Here is a 20,616-nt window from a genome sequence, read left to right as displayed (position 1 = left end):
GAAAATCCGCCCAATGCCGTCGTGCGCGGGGGAAATTTTCGAATGACGGGTGATCGGAAGTTAGTTAGACTGGAATTCGTTCGCCCCCAGTTGAGGCTCCCATGGCACGCCCACACGGCCACACCCCGCGGCCCCTGTCAATCCTCGTCGTCGATGACTTGCCCGACGCCGCGAACAGTATGGCAGAATGTCTCGTGTTGCACGGCCACCGCGCGGTCGCCGTCTACGGCGGAGAGGAAGCCCTGGTGCACGTCGCGGCCCACTCGACCGACGTCGTCCTCATGGACATCACGATGCCGGGTATGGACGGGTTCGAACTCGCGGAGCGGGTGTACAAACAATCGCTCCGGCGGCGGCCGTTCTTGGTCGCCGTGACCGCGCGGACCTCGGACGCCGACCGGCAGCACGGTCGGGAAGTCGGCTTCGACATGTACCTCACCAAGCCGATCGAACCGGACCTCGTCTCGGACATGCTCGACCGGATCGCGTTGATGCTCGGCCCCGCGTCCCACCCCGGATAGCCGTTCGCCAAAAGGCGACGGCCGATGCCCCTCCCCGGTCGATTCCAGGTCGGGGCGAATCGGCAAATCACTACCCCACGAAGACGCCGCCGGTGAAGCCGGTGATGGAGTCGAAGTTGAAATTCTCGGCCGGCGTGCCGTTCGCGGAAATGTTCTTCCCGAGGTAGCTCGTCACCCGGCTACCGGCCCCCGTGCCCGAACCGACGACGAGGTCGGCTTGCGCGTCGCCGTCAAGGTTCTTCACGGCCACGCGGATGCCGCCGCGGCTGTTGATGTCGCCGCCGAAGAAGTTGGCGAGCGTCGTTTGCTTGTCCGTGGCCAAGTCTTTGCCGCTGAAGGCCAGCACCCGCGGGCCGCCGCCGGGGCCGCCGCCGGCGATCAAGTCCGCGAAGCCGTCGCCGTTCAGGTCGCCGACCGTCACGAAGATGCCGTTGCGGAGCGTCTGCTCGAAGGCGAAGAAGTCGTTGAACACCTTCTTCGGCGTCCCCGAGAGCGACTTGCCCTCGAAGGCCGCCACCCGCGGGCCGCCGCCGAAGCCGGCCACGATCACGAGGTCGCCGGTGCCGTCGCCGGTCAGGTCGCCGATGCTCGCCCGCGCGCCGCCGCGGAAGTTCGTGTCGTCGATGCCGAAGAAGCTAACGATCTTCACGAACCCGGCCCCGTTGTACACGTCCACCCGCGGCCCGCCGCCTTCATCCGGCGTGATGGCCAAGTCCGGGACGCCATCGCCGTTCACGTCCCCGGCCGCGACGTAGACGCCGCCGGTGAAGCTCGCCTCGAACGGCGCGACCGTGAAGAGCGACTTCAGCGTGGACCCGTCGATGACCTGGACCTGCGTCGCCATGCCCGGTCCGGTACCGACGACGATGTCCGGCACGCCGTCGTTGTTGAAGTCGGCCGACGCGGTGCGGATGCCGCCGGTGAAGTTGCCGAACGGCGTCAGCGGGTCAATCAGCCGGGCCGACTTGTCCGGGTTGAAGAACTGCACGGTGCCGGCCACGCCCTTGTCCGAGCCGACCGCGAACTGCGGCACGCCCGCCAAGACGGGGCTGGTGACCGCCGGGATGTTCGCCGCGAACGTGCCGAGAATCGAACCCGGCACCGCGTTCTTGGCGTCGTCGAGGACCGTCTCGGCAATAATGACGCTGTAGGTGCCGTTGTCGGCCTTGTCGAAGGTGCCGCCCGGCGGGACGATCCGATACGTGGCCGTCAGCGGCGTCCCGTTGCCAGTCTTGTCCACGGAGACGAAGGTCGCACTCGCGACGTACCCGTTCGGCCCGACCACCGAGACCAAGTCTTTCGTGTTGATGGTCGTGGCGTCGATGGCGGTCGCCGCGGTGAACGTGATCGTGAAGTCGTACGTGGCGGCCCCGTTCTGGGCGGTGCCGACCGCCGTGGCGGTCAGCTTCGCGGTCGGCGCTCCCGCCTTCGCGGCCGTGGTGTCCACGTCGAACGAGTCGAAGTCCTGGGCCGGGGCCGCGTTGCCGTCCGTGTCGAAGAGTTCGTTGGCGACGAGCGAGAGCACGTAGTTGCCCTTGTCGGCCGCGTCGAAACTGCCGCCCGGCGGCGTGATGCGGTAGGTCGCCGTCACCGCCTTGCCGCTCCCGGTCGACCCCAGGAATTTCGCCAGTTGCGTGTAGGTCCCTGTGCGGGCAGTCACCTTCACGTCGCCGTCGCCGAGTTTCGAGACGTCGATGCCCTTGTCATCCTGGTAGTTCACGGTGAAGTCGTAACTGGTGGCCCCGTCGGCCCGGAAGTTAACGAACGTCGCAAAGGCCGGGTTGTCGGCCGGGATGATCGGGATGACCGGGCCGACGACCTGAATCGTGGTCGTGAGCGGCGCACTCACGCCGACGGCCCCCGTTACGCCGTCCTTCGAGGTCGAGGCCGCCGCCTTGAACGATGCCGCCCCGGTGAACCCGGCCGTCGGCTGGAAGTAGAGGGGAATCGAGTCCTGCGTCGGCACGCCCGCCGCGTCGGCCGGCACCGCGACGAACTCATTCTCCTGCACGGGGACCGTCAGCTTGGCGTCCTGGAAGAGCTTGCCGTTCGTGATGCCGGTGATCTGGAACCCGAGGATTTCGGGGCCACTGCCGGGGTTCCGCACCACGGTCACCAACCGGGCCGTGTCCTGCGGCGTTGCCGGGTTGAAGCCGACGGGGGTAAGAATGGCCACCGCATTCCCCACGATCAGCGGGATGACGGCGGTCTTCATGTCGTTGGTCACGGTGTTCTTCGCGGTGATCGTGATCTTCTCGCCGGCGGTCTGGGCGAAACTGACGCCGGCCGGCGGGACGTAGTCGATGACCGCGACGGCCCCCAGGGCACCGCCGTCGTTGACCGTCTGGAACGAGATCGTGCTCGTACCACTGCCCTTGATGTCCGTGACGTTGGCGATCGTGGCCGGGATGATGAATGTGCCCTTCGTGGCCGTGAACGTGACGAGGATCGGCGTCGTGCTCGTGTCGCTGGTGATGACAACGGTGGTGAACGCCCCCGTTGCGGTCTTGTCCTGTGGCGTGGTCACGGTCGGGGGCACACCGGTCAGGTCGACGGGGGCAAGGATCATCAGTTCGCGGGAGCCGATGTCGACGGTGCCGTTCGGACTCGGCTCGAACCGGGACGAGCCGGAGTTTTGGTCGTTGGCGAGTTTCGTGCCGGCCGCATCGACGGCGAGCGAGTTGTCTCCCTTGTCGATGGCCGGGCTGCCCTTCGCGAGGGGGTAGAACGGCGAGGCGAACTGCGTGAAGAGGGGGTCGAGGACGGTGGCCGGGTTGGCCACGCCGACGATGTTGCCGTTCGTCCCGGCCGTGAGGCCGCCCGCCGTCGCCGCGTCGCCAATCAGGTTGTTCTTGCTGGTGGTCAGGGCCGTGCCGGTCACGTCACCGCCGGTGTTGCCGATGAAGATCGTGTTGTTGGCGATCGTGACGCCACCCGCACCCGTGTTCAGCCCGCCGCCGGTGCCGGCCGTGTTGAACGCGACGGTGCTGTTCGTGAACTTCGCGAACTGCGTACTGACGTTCTGCACGCCGCCCCCCGCGCCGGTGGCCGTGTTCTTGTGAATCGTCGAGTTGATGACGAACAGCTTCGCGGTGGCGTCGTTGAAGACGCCCGCCCCGGTCGCCGCCGTGTTCCCCGCCCGCGCCGCGTTCGTGCCGGGATCGATCGACTCGCCGATCGTCGTCTGAGTGAGGATGGCCGTGCCGGTGCCACTGTTGGCGACGGCCCCGCCCTTCCCGACGGCGGTGTTGTTACTGAAGACCGTGTCGATCGTGGTGAGCGTGCCGTTGTTGAAAATCGCCCCGCCGTCGGCGGTCGCCTGGTTGCCGGCGAACGTGACGCCGCTGACCACGAGCGTCCCGGAGTTGCGAATCGCCCCGCCGTTGTCGGCCTTGCCGCCCGCGAAGGTGAAGGTTTGAACCTTGACGTTCGCGCCGGCGGCGACGTTGAAGATTCGCCCCCCGCCGGTGTTGGAAATCGTCGTCGGGATCGACGGTCCGACGAACACCATCTTCGTGTCGGTGAAGTCGATCGGCGTGGCGAGGTTGACCGCTTGCCCGGCGATGCCGAAGTCGAACATGATCGTGTCGTCTTCCGTGTTCGCGGCCGAGTCGAGGACGGCCTGCCGCAGCGACCCCGGGCCGGCGTCGGCGACGGTCGTGACCATGAACGTGGCCGGTACGTCGCGGCCTTCCAGGCACACCAAGTTCGGCCGGAAGGGGGTCAACGCCGGAGTGGCCTTGCGGGCGAACGGGAAGGCGGCGCGAAGCAGTCGAGAGGTCCGAGACATGTGTTGGGCTCCAAAAACCGGGTGCGAGGGGCGTTCCGAACGTGGAACACAACCCCTTCGCAAGAGGTAATCGGAGCCGTCGGCGCGCGTTACAGGGGAAGTGCGGAGAATGCCGAGGGCGGTCAGCGGTCCGGGGCCGCTTTCGGCACCCGGCGGGTCAGCCAGAGGTCCGGGCCGCCCTGCCCCCCGGGCCGGTCGGAGGCGAAATAGACCGTCTGCCCGTCAGCCGCCATCACCGGGTTCGTGTCGATGTTCGGGCCGTTCACCTTCGGGCCGAAGGACTTGAAAAAGCGGTACGGGTCGGCCGGATCGTCGAGGCGGGCGAACCAGAGCAGGTCGCCGGAGTGCCGGTGGTTGTGTCGGTTGAAGAGCATCCACTTGCCGTCGAACGAGAACGACGGGCCGCCCATCGCAAGTTGGTCGGACTTCTCGCCGAACGGCACGGCCGGCCCGAACGCTTCGACTGTACTCGCCCGCCTGCAGACCCAGATCGTGTCCATCGGTGCCCGCTTGCTGACGAAGGTGAGCGACAGCCCGTCGGCGGACAGCCACGGGCGGTAGTTGAAGTAGCGGGTGTTGACCCCCGACCCGGCGGGAGTGGCTTCGTCCCAGGGGGCGGCCGGATCGGATCGTTGGGCCATCCAGATGGCGAAAACGCCCCGACGGTTCGTGACGAACGCCAGCGTCCGGCCGTCGGCCGACACGCACGGGTCGATTTCGTCGGCCGGGGAGTTAATGCCCGGCCCGAGGGCGACCGGATCGCCGAACGGCTGATCGACGGCCACGCGGGTGGCCGCGTACAGGTCGCTCTTGCCGAACCCGCCCGGCCGGTCCGACGCGAACCACAGCGTCAGTCCATCGGCCGACACGCACGGGCTTTGTTCGCCCGCCGCCGTGTTCACGCCCGCCCCCAGGTTCTCGGGCGTACTCCACTCCCACTCTTCCGCCGGCGCGGTCGGTGGAGAAGTCGGGGCCGCGGCGGGTGCCGGCGGCTTCATCGCCACGGCCACGGCGGCAGCCGCAACCACCAGCATGACGCCGGCCGCGATCCAGCCCCACGGGCGGCGCGGGGCCGCGATCCGGTCCACGTCCGTTCGCATGTCGGCCGCGTGTTGATATCGCTCGTCCGGCTTCTCCTGAAGGGACTTCGACACAACTCGGTCCAACCGGCGGTCGGCCCCGACCTTCGCCGACGGCGGCGTAAACTGGATCGCCGGGAGTTCGCCGGTCAGCAGTTCGTAGAAGAGGACGCCGAGCGAATAGAGGTCCGCCCGGTGGTCCACGGCGGCGGTGTTCGCCCACTGCTCCGGGGCCATGTACCGGGCGGTGCCCATGCGGTCGCCGACGTCCGTGAGCGGGGTGTCGCCGTACTTCGCCAGCCCGAAGTCGGCGAGTTTCACGTTGCCGTCCCGATCGACCAGCACGTTCTCCGGCTTGATGTCCCGGTGGACGACGTGCCGGTCGTGGGCGTACTGGAGCGCGTCGCAGATTTGCCCGACGATCCGCAGGCACTCCCGCGGGGTAACGCGGCCGGAGTGCGTGAACTCCCGCAGGGTGACGCCGTCCACGTACTCCATGAGCAGGAAGACCATGCCGTTCGAGCGGCCGTAGTCGTAAACACCGACGACGTGCGGGTGCGACAGTTGCGCCTGCGCCTGGGCCTCGCGCAAGAACCGCCCGGCGACTTCCGGGTCGGCGGCCTGGTCCGGCGACAGAATCTTCATCGCCGCGATCCGGCCGAGGTCGGTCTTCCGCACCTTGTAGACGCTCGCCATGCCGCCGCTGCCGATCAACTCCAGGACTTCAAGGTCGGCGAAGTGAGCTTGCACGTCCGCCACGGGCAACGGCGGCGGCGGGGACGTGCCCGGTCGGGTGGCCAACCGGGCGAGGCAGGCCGCGCACTCGCCGCCCAGGAGGCTGACGGTGATCGGGGCGTGACACCGCGGGCAGGTGTGCGAGCCGTTCGGCATGGCATCTCGGGGCTGCGAGAGAGTGTACTAAGGTGGGTAATCGGAACCGCCCCGCCGGCGTTACAGGCGGCGGCCGAGTTCGAGTGTCGCGATCAGATGTTGCAGTTCGGCGTTCACGTCGTCGCCTTCCTCCAGGGTGGCCGCCACTTCCTCCTGCAGCACCTCGGCGTACCGCTTCCGAAGCCGGTGAACCGCGACCCGCACCGCCCCTTCGTTCATCCCGAACTTGGCGGCCACAGCGGTCGTCTCGCCCTGGCCGGTCAGGAGTCCCTGGTAGGCGTCGAACTGGCCTTCCTTGCCGGCCGCCGCCTGTTCCGCCCGCAGGCGGTCGAGGGCGTGCCGCACAACGGACACGGCCCACGTGTACTCGAACGCCATGTCCGGCGTGCGGTCGTCGGCCGGCTCGTTCGAAAACCAGTCCTCGCCGGCCGCCGCGTCGATCGACACCAGGGGGCCGGGCGGCGTCCGCTTCTCGGCCGACTCGTACTCGCGGCGGCGGGCCAGGTATTGATTCAGGGCGGTGACGAGGAAGCACCGGAACCGCCCGCGGCCGGGGTCGGCGTAGCGGACCGCGTTCGATTCGAGCAGCCAGGCGAAGAAGCCCTGAACGGCGTCCTCGGCGTCGGCCGGTTCGCGGCCGTGCCGGCGGAGGTAGGCGTAGAGCGGGTACCAGTAGGCGGCACAGAGTTCGGCCATCGGCGTTCGCCCGGCGTCGGTGGACGCGGAGCGAACCCGGCTCCACGTCGTGGTGGCGAACCGGACGGCAGAGGGTGTGCCTGGGCGAAGCATATCCCCAGGATAACTGGGTGGCGTGCGTTCAGCCAGTCTGCGAATCGCGATCCCGAAAGGCCTTTCGGATCAGATCGCGGAAGTGTCCCAACGGCGGCGTCGGTAGGCCGGGCACCTTCGCCGTGTCGTCCCACCGCCGCAGTTGCGTGGCCGATCGGTAGAACTCTTCGCCCTCGAAAGCCGCAACTTCGGTCGCACTCATCGGCCCGCCTTGCAACTCCAGACTCCGCCGCGACGCCGGGGAGAGCCGCGCGAGGTACTCGGGTTCCACCGCACAGAGGTAACGCTTGGCGGCGACGTGCAGACGGACCGGCTCGGTGACGGCCGGGCCGAAGTGCTTTTGCAAGAACCGCTGCCCGAGCGACTCGTGGCGGTCGTCGATGCCCCGCTCGGCGGCGTCCTCGCCGTGCGGTTGGATCAGGTGTCCGACGTCGTGCAACAGGGCCGCGACGACGAGTTCGGCGGCCGCCCCCTCTCGCTCCCCGGCCGCGGCGGATTGCAGGGCGTGTTCGAGTTGCGACACCGCTTCGCCGTGGTACTCCTCTGCACCGCGGTCGGCGAACAGGCGGTCGATGCGAGCGAGGATGTCGTCAGTAGTCATGGCAGGGTCCGTGGGTGCTGGCGCAACGTGAAGATGATCTATTCTCCGCATCCACCGAGTGAACCCAATCGGTTCCCTTCTGATCGGTCTTCTCCGTGTTCTTCTGTGGCTGACCCTCTTCATTCTCGTCTTGTCGGAATTTTCGATTTCGATTAAAGATTCGGGTCGCGATTGCCGACACGCGAAGGATTCGCGCCGGCCGTGCAAGGATGCCACCATGCTTCACCTCTTCCGGCCGCTCGTCGGCGTGCTGCTCGTTGCCTCGTTCACCCACGCGGCCGACCCCACGCCGATCGACAAATCGCTCGCCATTCAACGGGCGATGGCCGAAGCGAAGACGTACCTCACCGCGAACCAACCCGCCGACGCCGTGAAGTCGCTCGAAGGCGTGCTGCCGTCGATCAACGGCGACGCCGATTTCCTCGTGCTGCTCCGGCAGGCTTACGGCGAAGAACTCAAACGGCAGAAGGTGTCCCGGACGCCGGATAACGCCCGCGTCGCGGAACTCGAATCGAAGTTGACGATCCTGACCGGCAGCGACGCGAAGCCGGTGGCGACGGAAACGAACGTGAAACTCGCGCCGCCGATGATCGCGGAAGTGCCGCCGATTCCCGCCCCGGCCAAGCCGACGGCCGAGTCGGTGGATTTAATCAAGCAGGCGACGGACCTGTTCAATCAGGCCCGCGCGCAGCCGGCGAAGTTCGCGGAGGCGGCCCGGTTTTTCGACAAGGCGTTCAACAGCAAACTCGAACTGTCTCGCGACCAAATGGCCGCGTGGGCGTACTGCCGGGTGAAACTCGCCGCCGACGGGTGGAACAAGTCGAACCGGGACGCGTCCGCCACGAAGGCCGCCGTCCGGGAGATCGAGGACGCCCTGAAACTGGCCCCGGCCCAAGCGGAACTGCAAGCGGCCGGGCTGAAGATCATCGCCGACATCGGCGGCACGCCGACCGCTTCAACCGCCCCGACGGGCAAGCCGACGATCACCGAGAGCAGTTGGATGGCGCTGGAGTCGGACAACTTCCGCGTGCGGTTCCAGGGCTCGCCGGACGTGCCCAAAGCCCTGCTGACGAAGGCCGAAGAGGGCCGACGGGCGATCTTCGCGAAGTGGTCGTCACCGCCCAGCGGGAACTGGCAGCCGAAGTGCGACATCGTCCTGCACGCCGACGGCAAGCCGTTCGCCATCGCGACGAACCAACCGGCCGAGGCGACCGGCCACGCCTTCGTGAAACTCGAAGCGAAGCAGGTGACGGACCGCCGCATCGATCTGCGGGCCGACGACGCGAACGTCGGCGACGAGACGCTGGCCCGCGAACTGACGTATGTGATCCTGGCAGACCTGTTCCCGGACCGCGACCTGCCGCGGTGGGCCGCCATCGGCATGGCCGTGCTGTCAGCCGCGTCGGAAACCGAGCGCTGCCAGCAAACGCTGCCGCGCTGCCAACGCGACGGCGAACTCTTCGGGCTGGCCGCCTTCCTAGATCTGAAAGGCCCGCCGAAGCCGGAGGCGGTCACGGCGTACTACGTGGAGAGCGTCTCGCTGGTCGATCACCTGGTTCACAAGAAGAACGAGAAGACCTTCCGCATCTTCCTGCTGGACGCCCAACGGTACGGCACCGAGAAGGCCCTGGAACGGCAGTACGGCTACGCGACGGTGAAGGAACTCGACGACGAATGGCGGCGGGCGGCCCTGACGACGGCCCGCGGGCAAAAGCCGTAACGGATTCTCTGATGCCTACCGCGGTAAATCGGCCCTTTTCAACCGCGGCGGGCACATAATCAAGGCTTGCACCACCAGCACGCCGAAGGCGACGTGCAGGACTTGAATCGCCTTCACCGGCCACACGTCGTCGATGAACAGCACGTCGTGCAGCAACCGCCCCATGAACGTGCCGCCGTCGATCGTCTGCCCGGCGAGAAGGCGCAGTTGCTCCTCCCAGGTGGTCAGCGGGCAGCGCCAGCCCATGAACTCTTCGAGAACGACGATGCCGATGGCCAGCAGGTGCAGGCCGCGGAACCACGGGTTGCGGACCCACTGCCACTTCATGCCCGCGCCGAGAATGATGGCGAGTTGCCCGAAGAGAACGAACGCGACGTAGCCGACGTGCGCAGCCACCATCGCGTCGGCGAGGATGCCGTACATCTTGTAGCCTCGGATTGTTGAGCGGGGGAAACGGACCAACGTGCCGGTCTACAGTAACGATGCGCCGGCCGTCGGATTTATTCCCGACGGCCGAATGTCCTCGCCGCGGCGGACTTCGTCCGCAAGATAACGGTGATGGCAGTCCTCACACTCAGTTGGGCCGAGTTCCCGCCGCCGGAGTTCACCGGCGGGTGCGTGACCATCGGCAACTTCGACGGCGTCCACCGCGGCCACGCCACCCTCGTCGGCACGGCCAAGCGGTTGGCCCAGTCCGTGAACGGCCCGACGGTCGCCGTCACGTTCGACCCGCCGCCGGTCGCGCTCCTGAACCCGGCCGCGTGGAAGTTGCCGCTCTCGACGCTCGCCGATCGCACGGCGGCGCTGCTCGCGGCCGGCGCGGACCACGTCGTCTTCCTCAAGACCGAGCCGAGCCTGCTGGCCCTGAGTGCCGAGGCGTTCTTCGAAGACGTACTCGTCCGCCAACTCGGGGCGAAGGCGGTCGTCGAGGGGTACAACTTCCACTTCGGCCACGCCCGCGGCGGCAACACGGCTGTCCTGCGGGTGATGTGCGCCGCGGCCGGCATCGCCTTCGAGGAAGTGCAACCGCTCCTCGTGAACGGCGAGCCGGTCTCCAGCAGCCGCGTGCGGAGTGCCGTCAACGCCGGCGACGTGGCGACGGCCGCGAACCTGCTCGGCCGGCCGTATGCCATCGCGGGCGAAGTCGTGACCGGGGCGAAGCGCGGCCGAACGATCGGCTTCCCGACGGCCAACCTCGACCGCGTCGAAACGCTCTTGCCGGCCGTGGGCGTCTACGCAGTGCGGGCGACCGTGGGCGATCAAACGTACGCGGCGGCGGCGAACATCGGGCCGAACCCGACCTTCGGCGAGGACGCCCGCAAGGTTGAGATTCACCTGCTCGATTTCGCTGGCGACCTCTACGGCCGAACGATGGGCGTCGAGTTCGTGGCCCGCCTCCGCGAGACGAAACCGTTCGCCAACGTCGCGGCCTTGGTGGAACAACTGCAACGCGACATCGCCGCGACGCGAACAGCCCTCTTATGATCGGGCGCGAAGGCGAGCGTGCCATCTTTACGGTTCGTTAACTTTTCGCAACCTTCCCACTTGACCGGCGACACCATCGCGGTTAATCTTCGCGAAATCGTTCGAATTGTCACCCGACTGTGACTTCGATCGTGTCTGCACCCACGGAAGGGCGTCTCGCAACCCTCTCCCCATGACGACCACCGGCCCGCCGCCGGCGTCCGTGATTTTCACGGCCCCGGCGAAGATCAATCTGACGTTGGAGGTCGTGGCCAAACGATACGACGGCTTCCACGCGATCGAATCGCTGATGGTGCCCGTGGACCCGTGCGACACCCTGGAATTTCAGGCGACCGCCGGCGAACTCACACTTACGTGCGACCAACCCGGCATCCCGGTGGACGGCCGCAACCTCGTCGTGAAGGCCGCGGAGGCCTTACGGCGGGCGGTGGGAACGCGACGCGGGGCGGTGATCCGCCTGACGAAGCGAATCCCGCACGAAGCCGGCCTCGGCGGCGGCAGCAGCGACGCGGCAACGACACTGTTGGCCCTGAACGAGCTGTGGGGGGCGAACCTGCCCACCGCCTACCTGGCGAAAGTCGCGGCGGAAATCGGTTCGGACGTGGCGTTCTTCCTCGTGCAAACAGCCGGGTGGTGTACCGGCCGCGGCGAGATTGTGATGCCGCAGGAAATTGGTCGGCCGCTGGACCTGGTGATCGTGAAGCCGGCGGTCGGGCTTTCGACGAAGGAAATTTACAGCCGGGTGGTCGTGCCCACGACCCCGCTGGACGGAACACCGGCCCGCGATGCGTTGCGGGCCGGCGATGTGAGTGCCCTCGGCCGTGCCCTGTTCAATCGGTTGCAGGCACCGGCCTTTGCCGTCGCGCCGGCGGTCGAGTCGCTGTACCGCGAACTCGCCGCCCTCGAGCCGCTCGGCTGCCAACTTTCCGGCAGCGGGTCGGCTCTATTCGCCCTGTGCCGTGACGCCCTTGAGGCAAATCGAATCGCGGAAGCGGTTCGGCAGAAACACGTGTCCGACCCTCAACCCCCTCAGGTATTTGTGAGCCGAACCCGGCCCGCTTCACCTCCGAACAGGATCACCCTCGCTCGCAACAAGGAGTCCACAGGTGCACATCACGGAAGTCCGCATCAAACTGTGTGAGGCGAACCACGAGCGCCTCCTCGCGTTCTGTTCGATCACGTTCAACCACGCCTTCGTCATCCGCGACCTGAAGGTCATCGACGGCACCCGCGGCCTGTTCGTCGCGATGCCCAGCCGCAAGCTCACCGACCGCTGCACCTCGTGCAGTTGCAAGAACCACCTCCGCGCCCGGTTCTGCAACAACTGCGGCCGGCGGCTGGACGAAGCCCGCGCGATCCGCGAGTCGGAAGGGCGGGCGAAGTTGCACGCCGACATCGCCCACCCGATCCACAGCCAAGCCCGCGAAGACATCCAACGGGCGATCTCGAAGGCGTACGCCGAGGAGCGCGAGCGCGCGAAGCTGCCGGGGTACACGTGCAGCTACGACGACCACGACTACGACCTGGACGACGTGCCGATGTACAGCGAGATGGTGAAGACCCCGGCCGGGTACAAGGCCCACGCCCCGCACGCGGCCGCGACCCGCGGCACGCACCTGACCGGCGGCGCGATGCCGGCCGAGAAGGTGAAGACCGACGACGGCTTCGGCGTCGGGATCGTCTAGAAATGGTCGCTCGTTCCGCACCGCTCTGGTTCTCAGCCGCGGAGCGGCGGCAGTCGTTAGCCAGGGGCGTAAGCCCCTGGTAGCCGTCAAGAATGATTCAAGCCCCGGAGGGGCGGCAGACGCGCGTCTGCCGCCCCTCCGGGGCTTGTGCGTTGGGTGCGTGGTTCCAGGGGCTGACGCCCCTGGCTAACAACTACCGCACCTCCGGTGCTCAAAACTGCGTTACCCCTTCGACCGGCCCAGGTACTTCCCGTCTTCGGTCTGAATCTGGATCAACTCGCCTTCGGTGATGAACGACGGCACCTGCACCACCAGCCCCGTCTCCAGCTTCGCCGACTTGTACTGGGCGGCGGCCGTCGCGCCCTTGATGCCGGGTTCCGTCTCGATCACTTTCAGCGTCACCGTCTGCGGCAAAGCCACGTCGAGCGGCTTGTTGTCGTAGGAGGTGATCTGAACCGTGTCGTTCTCGCGGAGGTACTGGATCTTGTCGCCGACCATCTGGCCGTTGAGCGTGACCTGTTCAAACGTCTCGGCGTCCATGAACACGTAGTCGTCGCCGTCCTTGTACGAGTAGGTGTAGTCCTTCGTTTCGAGGTACACCACGTCGACCTTGTCGTCCGGGTGGACCCGCTCGTCCACGATCGACCCGGTCTTGAGGTTCTTGAGCTTGAGGTACAAGATCGCCCGCCAGTTCCCCGGCGTGTTCAGGTCGCGGTCGAGGCAGTAGTAGAGCTGATTGTTCATGTTCAGCACCATGCCGCGCCGGATGTCGATCATCTTCGTGGAAGCCACGTCATCTCCTCCTGGGTGTGCGGTTCGCCCGCACCGTCCTGATTAGTTCGATGCCACTCAGTTTATCAATCGCACGATGGCGCGGACACCGTAGAACTCAGGACCACTCGTCGCGGCCGAAGGTTCGGCAGGCGTTCCGCCAGAGCCAGACCGATGCGGCCAGATACAAGAGAGCTGTGACTGCGCCGGTCCCGGCTTCGACGAACCAGCTTTCGAATGTTGCGGTTTTCGACCACGTCGCGAAGCACAATTTCACCGCGACCACGGGCGAAAGCGACGACACCACGTCTTCGACCACCCCGGCGGGCCAGCCCAAGAGGGTTGTCAGTCTCGCCACGGGACTACTCAGCAGGACCGGTAACAGAAACACGGCGAAGGCCGCCGTGAGACACCAGAGGATTGCTCGGACGGTCGAGCGGCAGCGGACGGACAGCCACAGGCCGAGGGCCAGGAAGAAACGGAGTTCCGCGAACAGCACGGCCACCACAACGACCGCCGCCACCGGATGAACCGCCAAACACAGCACCATTGTGGCCGCCGCGATCGCGTACAGAATTTGGTACGGCCGGTAGAAGAGGTCCATGACCTCCCATTTCGCCGCCAAGAGTTCGTCCCACCCATAGGGAAGCGACAGAAGCGACTCCAGTGTTAGCTTCTGTCGTTCCCGCGTTACGCTCGACGTTAATAGAAGGCCGGCCATCGGAGGAATGTCGACTACGACGATCGCAGTCGCCCCGCCGAAGATGGCGGTGAAGACGCGGACCAGGGGTAAGTCGAGTACGAAAAACAGCAGGCTCGCCGCCAAGAACACGGCACCAACAATGGTCGCAACCTTCACCAGTCGCCTCTCCGAAGGCTGCCTTTCCCAATAGGTGCGGATGGTGAAATACTTCTCCTTCCAGAGCAACGGAGCGGCGGCATCGATCCGTGGGAACCGACGAAGACGACGCGGCCGCTTCCTCGCCCGCCGGGGCGACCGGACCTCCCGCGACCGGGGGTTCGCAAAGTAGCCGCAGACGAGGGCCACAACGCTGTTGAAGAAGACCGACACGAGGGTCGCTCGTATGGGTGGCTCGGACCGAAGCACGCACGATATGAGCCAGTGGAACGGCGACAGGCCGGCGAAGTCGGGGGAAAGCAGGGCCAGGAAAAGGGTGAAGTACGGGAGGTGAAACGACAGCCCGAACGTGACGGCCAGAACCGCGGGAATCGACTGCGAGAACTTGACCCGCGTCGCGAACCAGAAGATGAACGTGGCGAGGCCGATGGTGTAAAAGACCGTCACCACGACCGCACACACGAGCCAGGTTCCGTCCACGCCGCCGAAGTGCATCGCGAGAGCCAGGACCGGCAACCCCGTGGCCGCGAGACTCAGTACGAAGGCCACCCGCGCCGCCAACTTCCCCATCACGATCTCGCGGCGCGTCAACATCGACGACAGCAACAAGTCCAGCGTGCGATGTTCCTGCTCCTCGAAGATCGACGCCCCAACAAAGATCGGCGTCACGACGGTCAGCGCCAGGAACTGCAGCCAGAGGTGAAGAGAGAAGTACGACTCCGCGAGCCGGGCGACCCGATCGAGGGGCAGCGAACCGCCAGCAAAGATCGCGAGCGGAGGGGAGCCCGCAAACTCGTCGAGGTAAAGCGCGAACAGCCCGAACAGCAGAAGGAGGACATACCCAATCCGCAGCCACACCTGCGAGCCACGCCGGTTGAGCCGCTGCCACTCGGCCCAGAACAGTGGTCCGAGGAATGTCGGCGGCTCGTCGTGGCCCCGTCGTCGGGTTTGGACTTTCAGCACCAGCCCCGGCCCGAACACAAGTACCGCCAGGGCAAGCACGGCGACGCCGAGAACGAGGGCGATGCCGTTCGGTTCCATAAGGGTTCAAGGTAGCAACTCGCGGCGAGAGATGTTCCCCGGCGAGTCCGTACCTTAAAGGGAATCCGCCGAGGTCACTCGACATGAATCTGGTCCGCATCCTCTTCTCGTACCTCGTGCAGTTCGTCCTCGGCCTCCGCTACCGCGTGCGGGTCGGCGGCACGGCGGACGCGATCAAGCAACCGGGGCCGTACCTCATCCTGCCGAGCCACCCGGCGTACATGGACCCGCCGAACGTCATCGCCCACCTGTGGCGGACGTTCCGCATGCGGCCGATGCTGCTCGAAACGAACTTCGAGTCGCCGATCCTCGCGCCGCTCGCGTGGCTGCTGCGGGCGATCAAGGTGCCGGAGACGGAGAAGGCGAGTGCCGAGGCCCGGCAGCGGGCGGCACAGTCGGTACAGGAAGTCATCACCGCACTGAAGGCCGGCGACAACGTCGTGCTGTGGCCGAGCGGCACGCTGTCGCGGAACGGTAAAGACTCCCTCGGGGCCGCCCGCACCGCCGCCGACGTGCTGAAGGCCGTGCCGGAGGCGACGCTCGTCCTCGTCCGCACGCGCGGCCTGTGGGGTAGTTCATTCAGTTGGGCCTACGCAAAAAAACCGCGGCTCGTGCCGATGCTGTTCCGCGGCATCCGCCAACTGTTCGCGAACCTGATTCTCTTCTCGCCGCGGCGACGGGTCGCGATGCGCCTGGAATCCTTCGCCGCGAAGGATCGGCCCGAGCCGACGCGCGAGAAACTGAACCCGTGGTTGGAGGCGTGGTACAACGCCGACGGCGGCGAGCAGCCGACGTTCGTGCCGTACCACTTCCTGTTCGGCCCGCGGACGATCGAATTCCCACCGCCGGTGCAAGGGGCCGATCTGGACGTGTCGAAGGTGAAGCCGCAGACGATCGAGATGGTCAAGGAGATCGTCGAACAGCAACTCAAGCGACCGCTGACGCCGGAGGAGAACAAGGCCGAGACGACGTTCGCGCAACTCGGCCTCGACAGCCTCGAAGGCATGGAGATCGCCCTGCAAGTGGAGCAGCGCTCCGGCTTCAGCAGCGACCTCGTGCCGACGGGCCTCGGACAGTTGTGGGCACTCGCGGACGGCCTACTCGATTCCGGCCCGCCGAAGCCGGCGCCGAAGGAGTGGTTCGCCCCGCCGTCTGACACGCGACCGCTGGAAATCCTGGGCGAAACCGTGGCCGAGGCGTTCGTGAACCGCGTCGGGGCGAACCGCCGGGAGATCGCCGCGGCCGACGACTTGGCCGGGGCCGTCACCTACGAGAAGCTGTTCGTCGGCGCGACGGCGATGGCCGCGCGATTCCGCGACCTGCCCGGCGACAATGTCGGCCTGCTGCTGCCGGCGAGCGTGGCGGCCGACCTCGCGTTCCTCGGCTTGCACCTCGCGAACAAGCTGCCGGTCGCGTTGAACTGGACGACCGGCCCGGCCAACCTCGAACACGCCGCGAAGCTGATGAAGCTGTCGCGGGTGGTCACGTCGAAGAAGTTCATCGACCGCACGCAGATCGAAGTGCCCGGCACGCAGTTCGTCTTCCTCGAAGACGTGCGGGCCACGATGGGCAAGTTCGAACTCCTCCGCCGCCTGCTCGGCCTGCGCTTCCTCTCTGGCTTCGCGAAGCGGAAGGCCCTCGGCGGCGTGAACACCGACCCGCAACGGCCGGCCGTGGTGCTGTTCACCAGCGGTTCGGAGAAGGCCCCGAAGGCGGTGCCGCTGACGCACGCGAACATCATCGCCGACATGCGCGGGGCGACGCCGCCGCAGGAACTCACGCGGGCCGACTCGGTCCTCGGCTTCCTGCCCATGTTCCACAGCTTCGGCCTGACCATTGCCGGGCTGTTCCCGCTGCTCGCCGGGGCGAAGGTCGTCCACCACCCGGACCCGACCGATGCCTCGTCGCTCGCCCGCAAGGCGGCCGCGTACAAGCCGACGATCATCATCAGCACACCGACGTTCGTCGGCTTCATCCTGAACCGCTGCAAGCCCGGCGACCTCGATTCGCTGCGGCTGATCGTCGTCGGCGCGGAGAAGTGCCCCGACGACATCTTCCGCCGCGTGAAAGAACTGGCCCCGCACGCCAGCGTCCTCGAAGGCTACGGCGTGACGGAGTGTGCCCCGTGCGTGGCCGTCAACCCGGTGTCGAAGGTCAAGCACGGCACGATCGGCAAGCCGCTGCCGAACGTCACCGTCTGCGTGGTCGACCTCGAATCCGGCGAGAAGTTGCCGCCGAACAAGATGGGCCTCTTGCTCGTCAGTGGGCCGACGGTGTTCCCCGGCTACATCGGCTACGAGGGCGAATCGCCGTTCCGCGATCTCGACGGCGTGCGGTGGTACGTCACCGGCGACCTCGCGGCCCTCGACGACGACGGGTACATCGTCTTCCACGGTCGCCTGAAGCGCTTCCTGAAAGCCGGCGGCGAAATGATCTCGCTGCCCGCCCTGGAGGAACCGCTGGCCCGCATGTTCCCGGCCACCGACGACGGCCCGCGCGTGGCCGTCGAAGGCATCGAGCGCGACGGCGGCCGGCTGATCGTGCTGTTCACGACCGAAGAGATTGCCCTACGGGACGCGAACGCGGCCTTGCAAAAGGAGGGCTTCCGCGGCGTGATGCGGCTCGACGAAGTGCGGAAGGTGGACGCGATCCCGGTGCTAGGCACCGGAAAGACCGACTACAAGGTGCTGCGGGCCAAGCTGACGGAGGCGAAGCCGTGACGGAGGAGCAGTACCTGAAGTCGTGCGACTACGTGCGGGTGCTGATGGCGGTGCGGCGGTTGACGAAGGCCGGCTCGACGAACGTCGGCCGGCGAAAACTGCGGCTGCTGGCATGTGCGTGCTTCCGCCGCGTGTTCGGCGGTGTACCAGTTGACCCGGCCTACCAGCAAATGTTCGACGCGTCTGAGTCGTTCGCAGAAGGGCGAATCGACAAGGCCGCATTGGCCGCCGCCCGTGCAGGACGGCCTTCAGGACGCGGACGTGGGCAGTTTTCGGCCACGACGTACTGGGCCGAGGAAGCGATCTTTCAGACTACCACCGCGTCGCCGGTGTGGGTCGCCAAAACGCCCGCGTCGATCTGCTTGAACTTCCGGCGGCGTTTAGACGCGGCCACCCGTAAGGCGACGCAGACGACCTTGTGCGGCCTCGCCCGCGACGTCTTCGGCAACCCGTACCGGCCGGTGGCGTTCCTCGACGGCTGGCGGACGTCCACAGCCGTCGGGCTGGCGACGGCGATCTACGCCGAGCGGGCGTTCGACCGGCTGCCGATCCTGGCCGACGCCCTGCAAGACGCTGGGTGCGAAGAAGTGGCAGTCCTCGACCACTGCCGCGGCGGCGGCATTCACGATCGCGGCTGCTGGGTTGTGGACGCGGTACTGCGGAAGGGCTGACGGTCAGGACGGCCCAAGGTACTCGAACCGCGACACGGTCCGGCCGCCGAGGGTGATGCGTTCCTGGAACATCGTCAGCGGCCGGGCGAACAGCCCCGCGTCGCCGTAGAGCGGGCGGTAGACCACGAGGTACTCGTCGGTTTCGCTGTGGCGGGCGATGCCGATGACTTCGTACTCGCCGCCTTTGAAGTGCCGATACTTGCCGGGCCGGAGGGGTTCAGTCATGCGGGGTGCCCTTTCGCGAAAGCCGTCGAGACGGAACTGTTGTAGGTAGGACGCCGGCGAAAAAGGAGGAACAATGACCGCCGCCGACCACTACTGTCACGAGCCGGACGGGTCCACGCGCACGGGTTCGCCGCTGCCGGCGGTCGTCTTCCCCGGCTCGTTCAACCCCCTGCACGACGGGCACACGACCCTGGCCGAAGTCGCCGCCCGCGTCTTGGGGCTGCCGGTCGCCTTCGAACTCAGCACCGCGAACGTGGACAAACCGGGCTTGGCTGCCGACGAGGTCACCCGTCGGGTGGCGCAGTTCCGCGGTCACGCGCCGGTCTGGGTCACGCGGGCGGCCACCTTCGCGCGGAAGGCCGAACTCTTCCCCGGGGCGACGTTTGTCGTCGGATTCGACACGGCCGTTCGCCTAATCGACCCGAAGTACTACGGCGGCGACCCCGCCCTGCGAGACGCCGGCCTGCGGACGTTGCTCGACCGTGACTGCCGGGTGCTGGTCGGCGGCCGGATGGTGGGCGAAGGGTTCCGCGTCTGGGAGGCGGCACTGGTGGGCGAAGAGTTCCGCACACTGTTCACGACACTCGGCGAAGACGACTTCCGCCGCGATCGGTCCTCGACGGAACTGCGAAATCGGTGATACGCGGGCCGAAATCGGTTACAATTCTTTCAACAGGTTCGTTCCGTTTCAACCGGGCGAGGGCGGCGCGTGGGTTTTCTCAGTAGTCTCTTCGGTGGTGGCAAGAAGAAGCAGCCGGGCATCAACACGAAGGGCATGAAGCGGGCCGACTTCGCGAAGCGGTGGGACCTCCGCGGCCGCACCGGACAGGGGAGCATGTCGAAGGTGTTCCAGGCCTACGACAAGACCCTCGGCCGGACCGTCTGCCTGAAGTTGATGGACAAGGAGAAGACGCGGAAGTTCGAGGCCCGGTTCACACAGGTCGGGCTGATCAAGCCGCCCGAGGGCGAGATCTGCATGGCCCTCCAGCACCCCAACTGTGTCCGTAGTTACGAGTTCGGCCTGACGACGAAGGGCGAGCCGTACCTCGTGATGGAGTGGATCGAGGGCCTGGGGTTGAACTACCTCGTCGAAACGAAGAGCGCGCAACTCAACGGCAAGCGGATCGACTACCTGGGCCAACTCGCCGACTCGGTGCAGTACCTGCACGACTGCAAGTACCTGCACCGCGACCTGTGCCCACGGAACGTGATGGTGGACAAGGAAGGCGTGGTGAAGCTGATCGACTTCGGCCTGACGATCCCGTACACGCCGCCGTTCTGCCAGCCGGGCAACCGCACCGGCACGCTGGACATCCTCGCCCCGGAGATCATCAACCGCCGTCGGACCGACCACCGCGTGGACGTGTTCGCCCTCGGCGTGACGGCCTTCGAAGTCATCACGGGGCAGTTGCCGTGGGAGCGGTCGGTGTCGTCGGAAGAGAACCTCCGCCGGCGGATGAACCTGAAGCCACGGAACCCGAAGGATCTCGCCCCGGACCTGGACGACGACGTTCAGGACGTTCTACTCAAGGCGATCGCCAAGGAGCCGGTCGACCGCTACGGCAGCGCGAAGGAGTTCAAGGAGGCGTTGTTGGGGGTGAAGAATCAGGGGTTGTGATGTCGTGGGCTTTCGGCCCTGAATGGGTCGTTCCGTCAGCCCAGGTCGGAGCGAAGCGTAGGCCTGGGAACGACAACCACCCAACGCAACCGCCCTGAAGGGGCGGCTCATTCGGGTGGTGGGAATGAACCGCCCCTTCAGAGCGGACTG

General features: G+C 66.7%; 17 protein-coding genes. 9 read left to right on the top strand and 8 right to left on the bottom strand.

Annotated elements, in window-relative coordinates:
- Nucleotides 1-101 precede the first annotated feature (101 nt).
- Nucleotides 102-521: a response regulator gene (locus PX52LOC_RS10600; RefSeq protein WP_149110067.1), complete on the top strand. Its 420-nt coding sequence runs from the start codon at nucleotides 102-104 to the stop codon at nucleotides 519-521.
- 70 nt (nucleotides 522-591) lie between these two features.
- Here the strand turns inward: PX52LOC_RS10600 and PX52LOC_RS10595 are convergent, their stop codons facing one another.
- The 4 genes from PX52LOC_RS10595 to PX52LOC_RS10580 form a co-directional block, all read right to left on the bottom strand.
- A complete protein-coding gene (locus PX52LOC_RS10595; protein WP_149110066.1) occupies nucleotides 592-4,311 on the bottom strand; it encodes a beta strand repeat-containing protein in 3,720 nt (1,239 codons plus the stop codon).
- A gap of 122 nt (nucleotides 4,312-4,433) precedes the next feature.
- Nucleotides 4,434-6,281: a protein kinase domain-containing protein gene (locus PX52LOC_RS10590; protein WP_149110065.1), complete on the bottom strand. Its 1,848-nt coding sequence runs from the start codon at nucleotides 6,279-6,281 to the stop codon at nucleotides 4,434-4,436.
- Nucleotides 6,282-6,341: 60 nt separating this feature from the next.
- Entirely contained in the window at nucleotides 6,342-6,977 is a 636-nt protein-coding gene (locus tag PX52LOC_RS10585; RefSeq protein ID WP_168218914.1) for an RNA polymerase sigma factor, read from the bottom strand.
- 121 nt (nucleotides 6,978-7,098) lie between these two features.
- Nucleotides 7,099-7,671, bottom strand: a complete 573-nt coding sequence (locus PX52LOC_RS10580; RefSeq protein WP_149110063.1) for a phosphonate degradation HD-domain oxygenase — start codon at nucleotides 7,669-7,671, stop codon at nucleotides 7,099-7,101.
- 217 nt (nucleotides 7,672-7,888) lie between these two features.
- Between PX52LOC_RS10580 and PX52LOC_RS10575 the strand changes: the two genes are divergently transcribed.
- On the top strand, nucleotides 7,889-9,391 hold the full coding sequence (locus PX52LOC_RS10575) for a hypothetical protein (RefSeq protein WP_149110062.1): 1,503 nt from the start codon (nucleotides 7,889-7,891) through the stop codon (nucleotides 9,389-9,391).
- Nucleotides 9,392-9,406: 15 nt separating this feature from the next.
- Here PX52LOC_RS10575 and PX52LOC_RS10570 read toward each other — a convergent pair whose 3' ends face one another.
- Nucleotides 9,407-9,814 carry a DUF2784 domain-containing protein gene (locus PX52LOC_RS10570; protein WP_149110061.1) on the bottom strand — a complete coding sequence of 136 codons (408 nt, stop codon included), beginning with the start codon at nucleotides 9,812-9,814 and terminating at the stop codon, nucleotides 9,407-9,409.
- A gap of 135 nt (nucleotides 9,815-9,949) precedes the next feature.
- Here PX52LOC_RS10570 and PX52LOC_RS10565 point away from each other — a divergent pair, with 135 nt between their 5' ends.
- The 3 genes from PX52LOC_RS10565 (at nucleotide 9,950) to PX52LOC_RS10555 (ending at nucleotide 12,561) form a co-directional block, all read left to right on the top strand.
- Nucleotides 9,950-10,876, top strand: a complete 927-nt coding sequence (locus tag PX52LOC_RS10565) for a bifunctional riboflavin kinase/FAD synthetase (protein WP_149110060.1) — start codon at nucleotides 9,950-9,952, stop codon at nucleotides 10,874-10,876.
- Nucleotides 10,877-11,048: 172 nt separating this feature from the next.
- Entirely contained in the window at nucleotides 11,049-12,017 is a 969-nt protein-coding gene (gene ispE / locus PX52LOC_RS10560; RefSeq protein ID WP_149110059.1) for a 4-(cytidine 5'-diphospho)-2-C-methyl-D-erythritol kinase, read from the top strand.
- Nucleotides 11,983-12,561, top strand: a complete 579-nt coding sequence (locus PX52LOC_RS10555; protein WP_149110058.1) for a SpoVG family protein — start codon at nucleotides 11,983-11,985, stop codon at nucleotides 12,559-12,561. The genes ispE and PX52LOC_RS10555 overlap by 35 nt, the downstream gene beginning before the upstream one ends.
- 222 nt (nucleotides 12,562-12,783) lie before the next feature.
- On the opposite strand, the gene efp is transcribed toward PX52LOC_RS10555, so the two are convergent.
- Nucleotides 12,784-13,353, bottom strand: a complete 570-nt coding sequence (efp, locus tag PX52LOC_RS10550; RefSeq protein ID WP_149110057.1) for an elongation factor P — start codon at nucleotides 13,351-13,353, stop codon at nucleotides 12,784-12,786.
- A 97-nt stretch (nucleotides 13,354-13,450) separates the two neighbouring features.
- Nucleotides 13,451-15,232 carry an ABC transporter permease subunit gene (locus PX52LOC_RS10545; RefSeq protein WP_149110056.1) on the bottom strand — a complete coding sequence of 594 codons (1,782 nt, stop codon included), beginning with the start codon at nucleotides 15,230-15,232 and terminating at the stop codon, nucleotides 13,451-13,453.
- Between the two features lie 83 nt (nucleotides 15,233-15,315).
- Between PX52LOC_RS10545 and PX52LOC_RS10540 the strand changes: the two genes are divergently transcribed.
- Both PX52LOC_RS10540 and PX52LOC_RS42390 read left to right on the top strand, forming a co-directional pair.
- The gene (locus PX52LOC_RS10540; RefSeq protein ID WP_149110055.1) at nucleotides 15,316-17,952 is read left to right on the top strand and encodes an AMP-binding protein; all 2,637 of its coding nucleotides are present in this window, start codon (nucleotides 15,316-15,318) and stop codon (nucleotides 17,950-17,952) included.
- Nucleotides 17,949-18,623, top strand: coding sequence for a hypothetical protein (locus PX52LOC_RS42390; protein ID WP_246173687.1), 675 nt, complete (start codon nucleotides 17,949-17,951; stop codon nucleotides 18,621-18,623). The genes PX52LOC_RS10540 and PX52LOC_RS42390 overlap by 4 nt, the downstream gene beginning before the upstream one ends.
- Nucleotides 18,624-18,626: 3 nt before the next feature.
- Here PX52LOC_RS42390 and PX52LOC_RS10530 read toward each other — a convergent pair whose 3' ends face one another.
- Complete coding sequence (locus PX52LOC_RS10530) at nucleotides 18,627-18,848, bottom strand: DUF1653 domain-containing protein (RefSeq protein ID WP_149110054.1); 222 nt, start codon at nucleotides 18,846-18,848, stop codon at nucleotides 18,627-18,629.
- Between the two features lie 73 nt (nucleotides 18,849-18,921).
- On the opposite strand from PX52LOC_RS10530, the gene PX52LOC_RS10525 reads away from it, so the two are divergent.
- Entirely contained in the window at nucleotides 18,922-19,488 is a 567-nt protein-coding gene (locus tag PX52LOC_RS10525) for a nucleotidyl transferase family protein (protein ID WP_149110053.1), read from the top strand.
- Nucleotides 19,489-19,557: 69 nt separating this feature from the next.
- Complete coding sequence (locus PX52LOC_RS10520; protein WP_246173686.1) at nucleotides 19,558-20,466, top strand: serine/threonine protein kinase; 909 nt, start codon at nucleotides 19,558-19,560, stop codon at nucleotides 20,464-20,466.
- Nucleotides 20,467-20,616 lie beyond the last annotated feature (150 nt).

This window comes from Limnoglobus roseus, from assembly GCF_008254045.1.
Lineage (GTDB): Bacteria > Planctomycetota > Planctomycetia > Gemmatales > Gemmataceae > Limnoglobus > Limnoglobus roseus.
The sequence above is the reverse complement of the archived record's forward strand: the minus strand, read 5'-3'. Positions and strand labels throughout refer to the sequence as shown.

Excerpts from the sequence above, each read along its gene's own strand:
- PX52LOC_RS10575 (WP_149110062.1), top strand. The coding sequence starts at position 7,889 with ATGCTTCACCTCTTCCGGCCGCTCGTCGGCGTGCTGCTCGTTGCCTCG.
- PX52LOC_RS10570 (WP_149110061.1), bottom strand. The coding sequence starts at position 9,814 with ATGTACGGCATCCTCGCCGACGCGATGGTGGCTGCGCACGTCGGCTAC.
- PX52LOC_RS10600 (WP_149110067.1), top strand. The coding sequence starts at position 102 with ATGGCACGCCCACACGGCCACACCCCGCGGCCCCTGTCAATCCTCGTC.
- PX52LOC_RS10540 (WP_149110055.1), top strand. The coding sequence starts at position 15,316 with ATGAATCTGGTCCGCATCCTCTTCTCGTACCTCGTGCAGTTCGTCCTC.
- PX52LOC_RS10565 (WP_149110060.1), top strand. The coding sequence starts at position 9,950 with ATGGCAGTCCTCACACTCAGTTGGGCCGAGTTCCCGCCGCCGGAGTTC.
- PX52LOC_RS10585 (WP_168218914.1), bottom strand. The coding sequence starts at position 6,977 with ATGGCCGAACTCTGTGCCGCCTACTGGTACCCGCTCTACGCCTACCTC.
- PX52LOC_RS10590 (WP_149110065.1), bottom strand. The coding sequence starts at position 6,281 with ATGCCGAACGGCTCGCACACCTGCCCGCGGTGTCACGCCCCGATCACC.
- PX52LOC_RS10580 (WP_149110063.1), bottom strand. The coding sequence starts at position 7,671 with ATGACTACTGACGACATCCTCGCTCGCATCGACCGCCTGTTCGCCGAC.
- PX52LOC_RS10545 (WP_149110056.1), bottom strand. The coding sequence starts at position 15,232 with ATGGAACCGAACGGCATCGCCCTCGTTCTCGGCGTCGCCGTGCTTGCC.
- PX52LOC_RS10525 (WP_149110053.1), top strand. The coding sequence starts at position 18,922 with ATGACCGCCGCCGACCACTACTGTCACGAGCCGGACGGGTCCACGCGC.
- PX52LOC_RS10530 (WP_149110054.1), bottom strand. The coding sequence starts at position 18,848 with ATGACTGAACCCCTCCGGCCCGGCAAGTATCGGCACTTCAAAGGCGGC.
- ispE (WP_149110059.1), top strand. The coding sequence starts at position 11,049 with ATGACGACCACCGGCCCGCCGCCGGCGTCCGTGATTTTCACGGCCCCG.
- PX52LOC_RS10595 (WP_149110066.1), bottom strand. The coding sequence starts at position 4,311 with ATGTCTCGGACCTCTCGACTGCTTCGCGCCGCCTTCCCGTTCGCCCGC.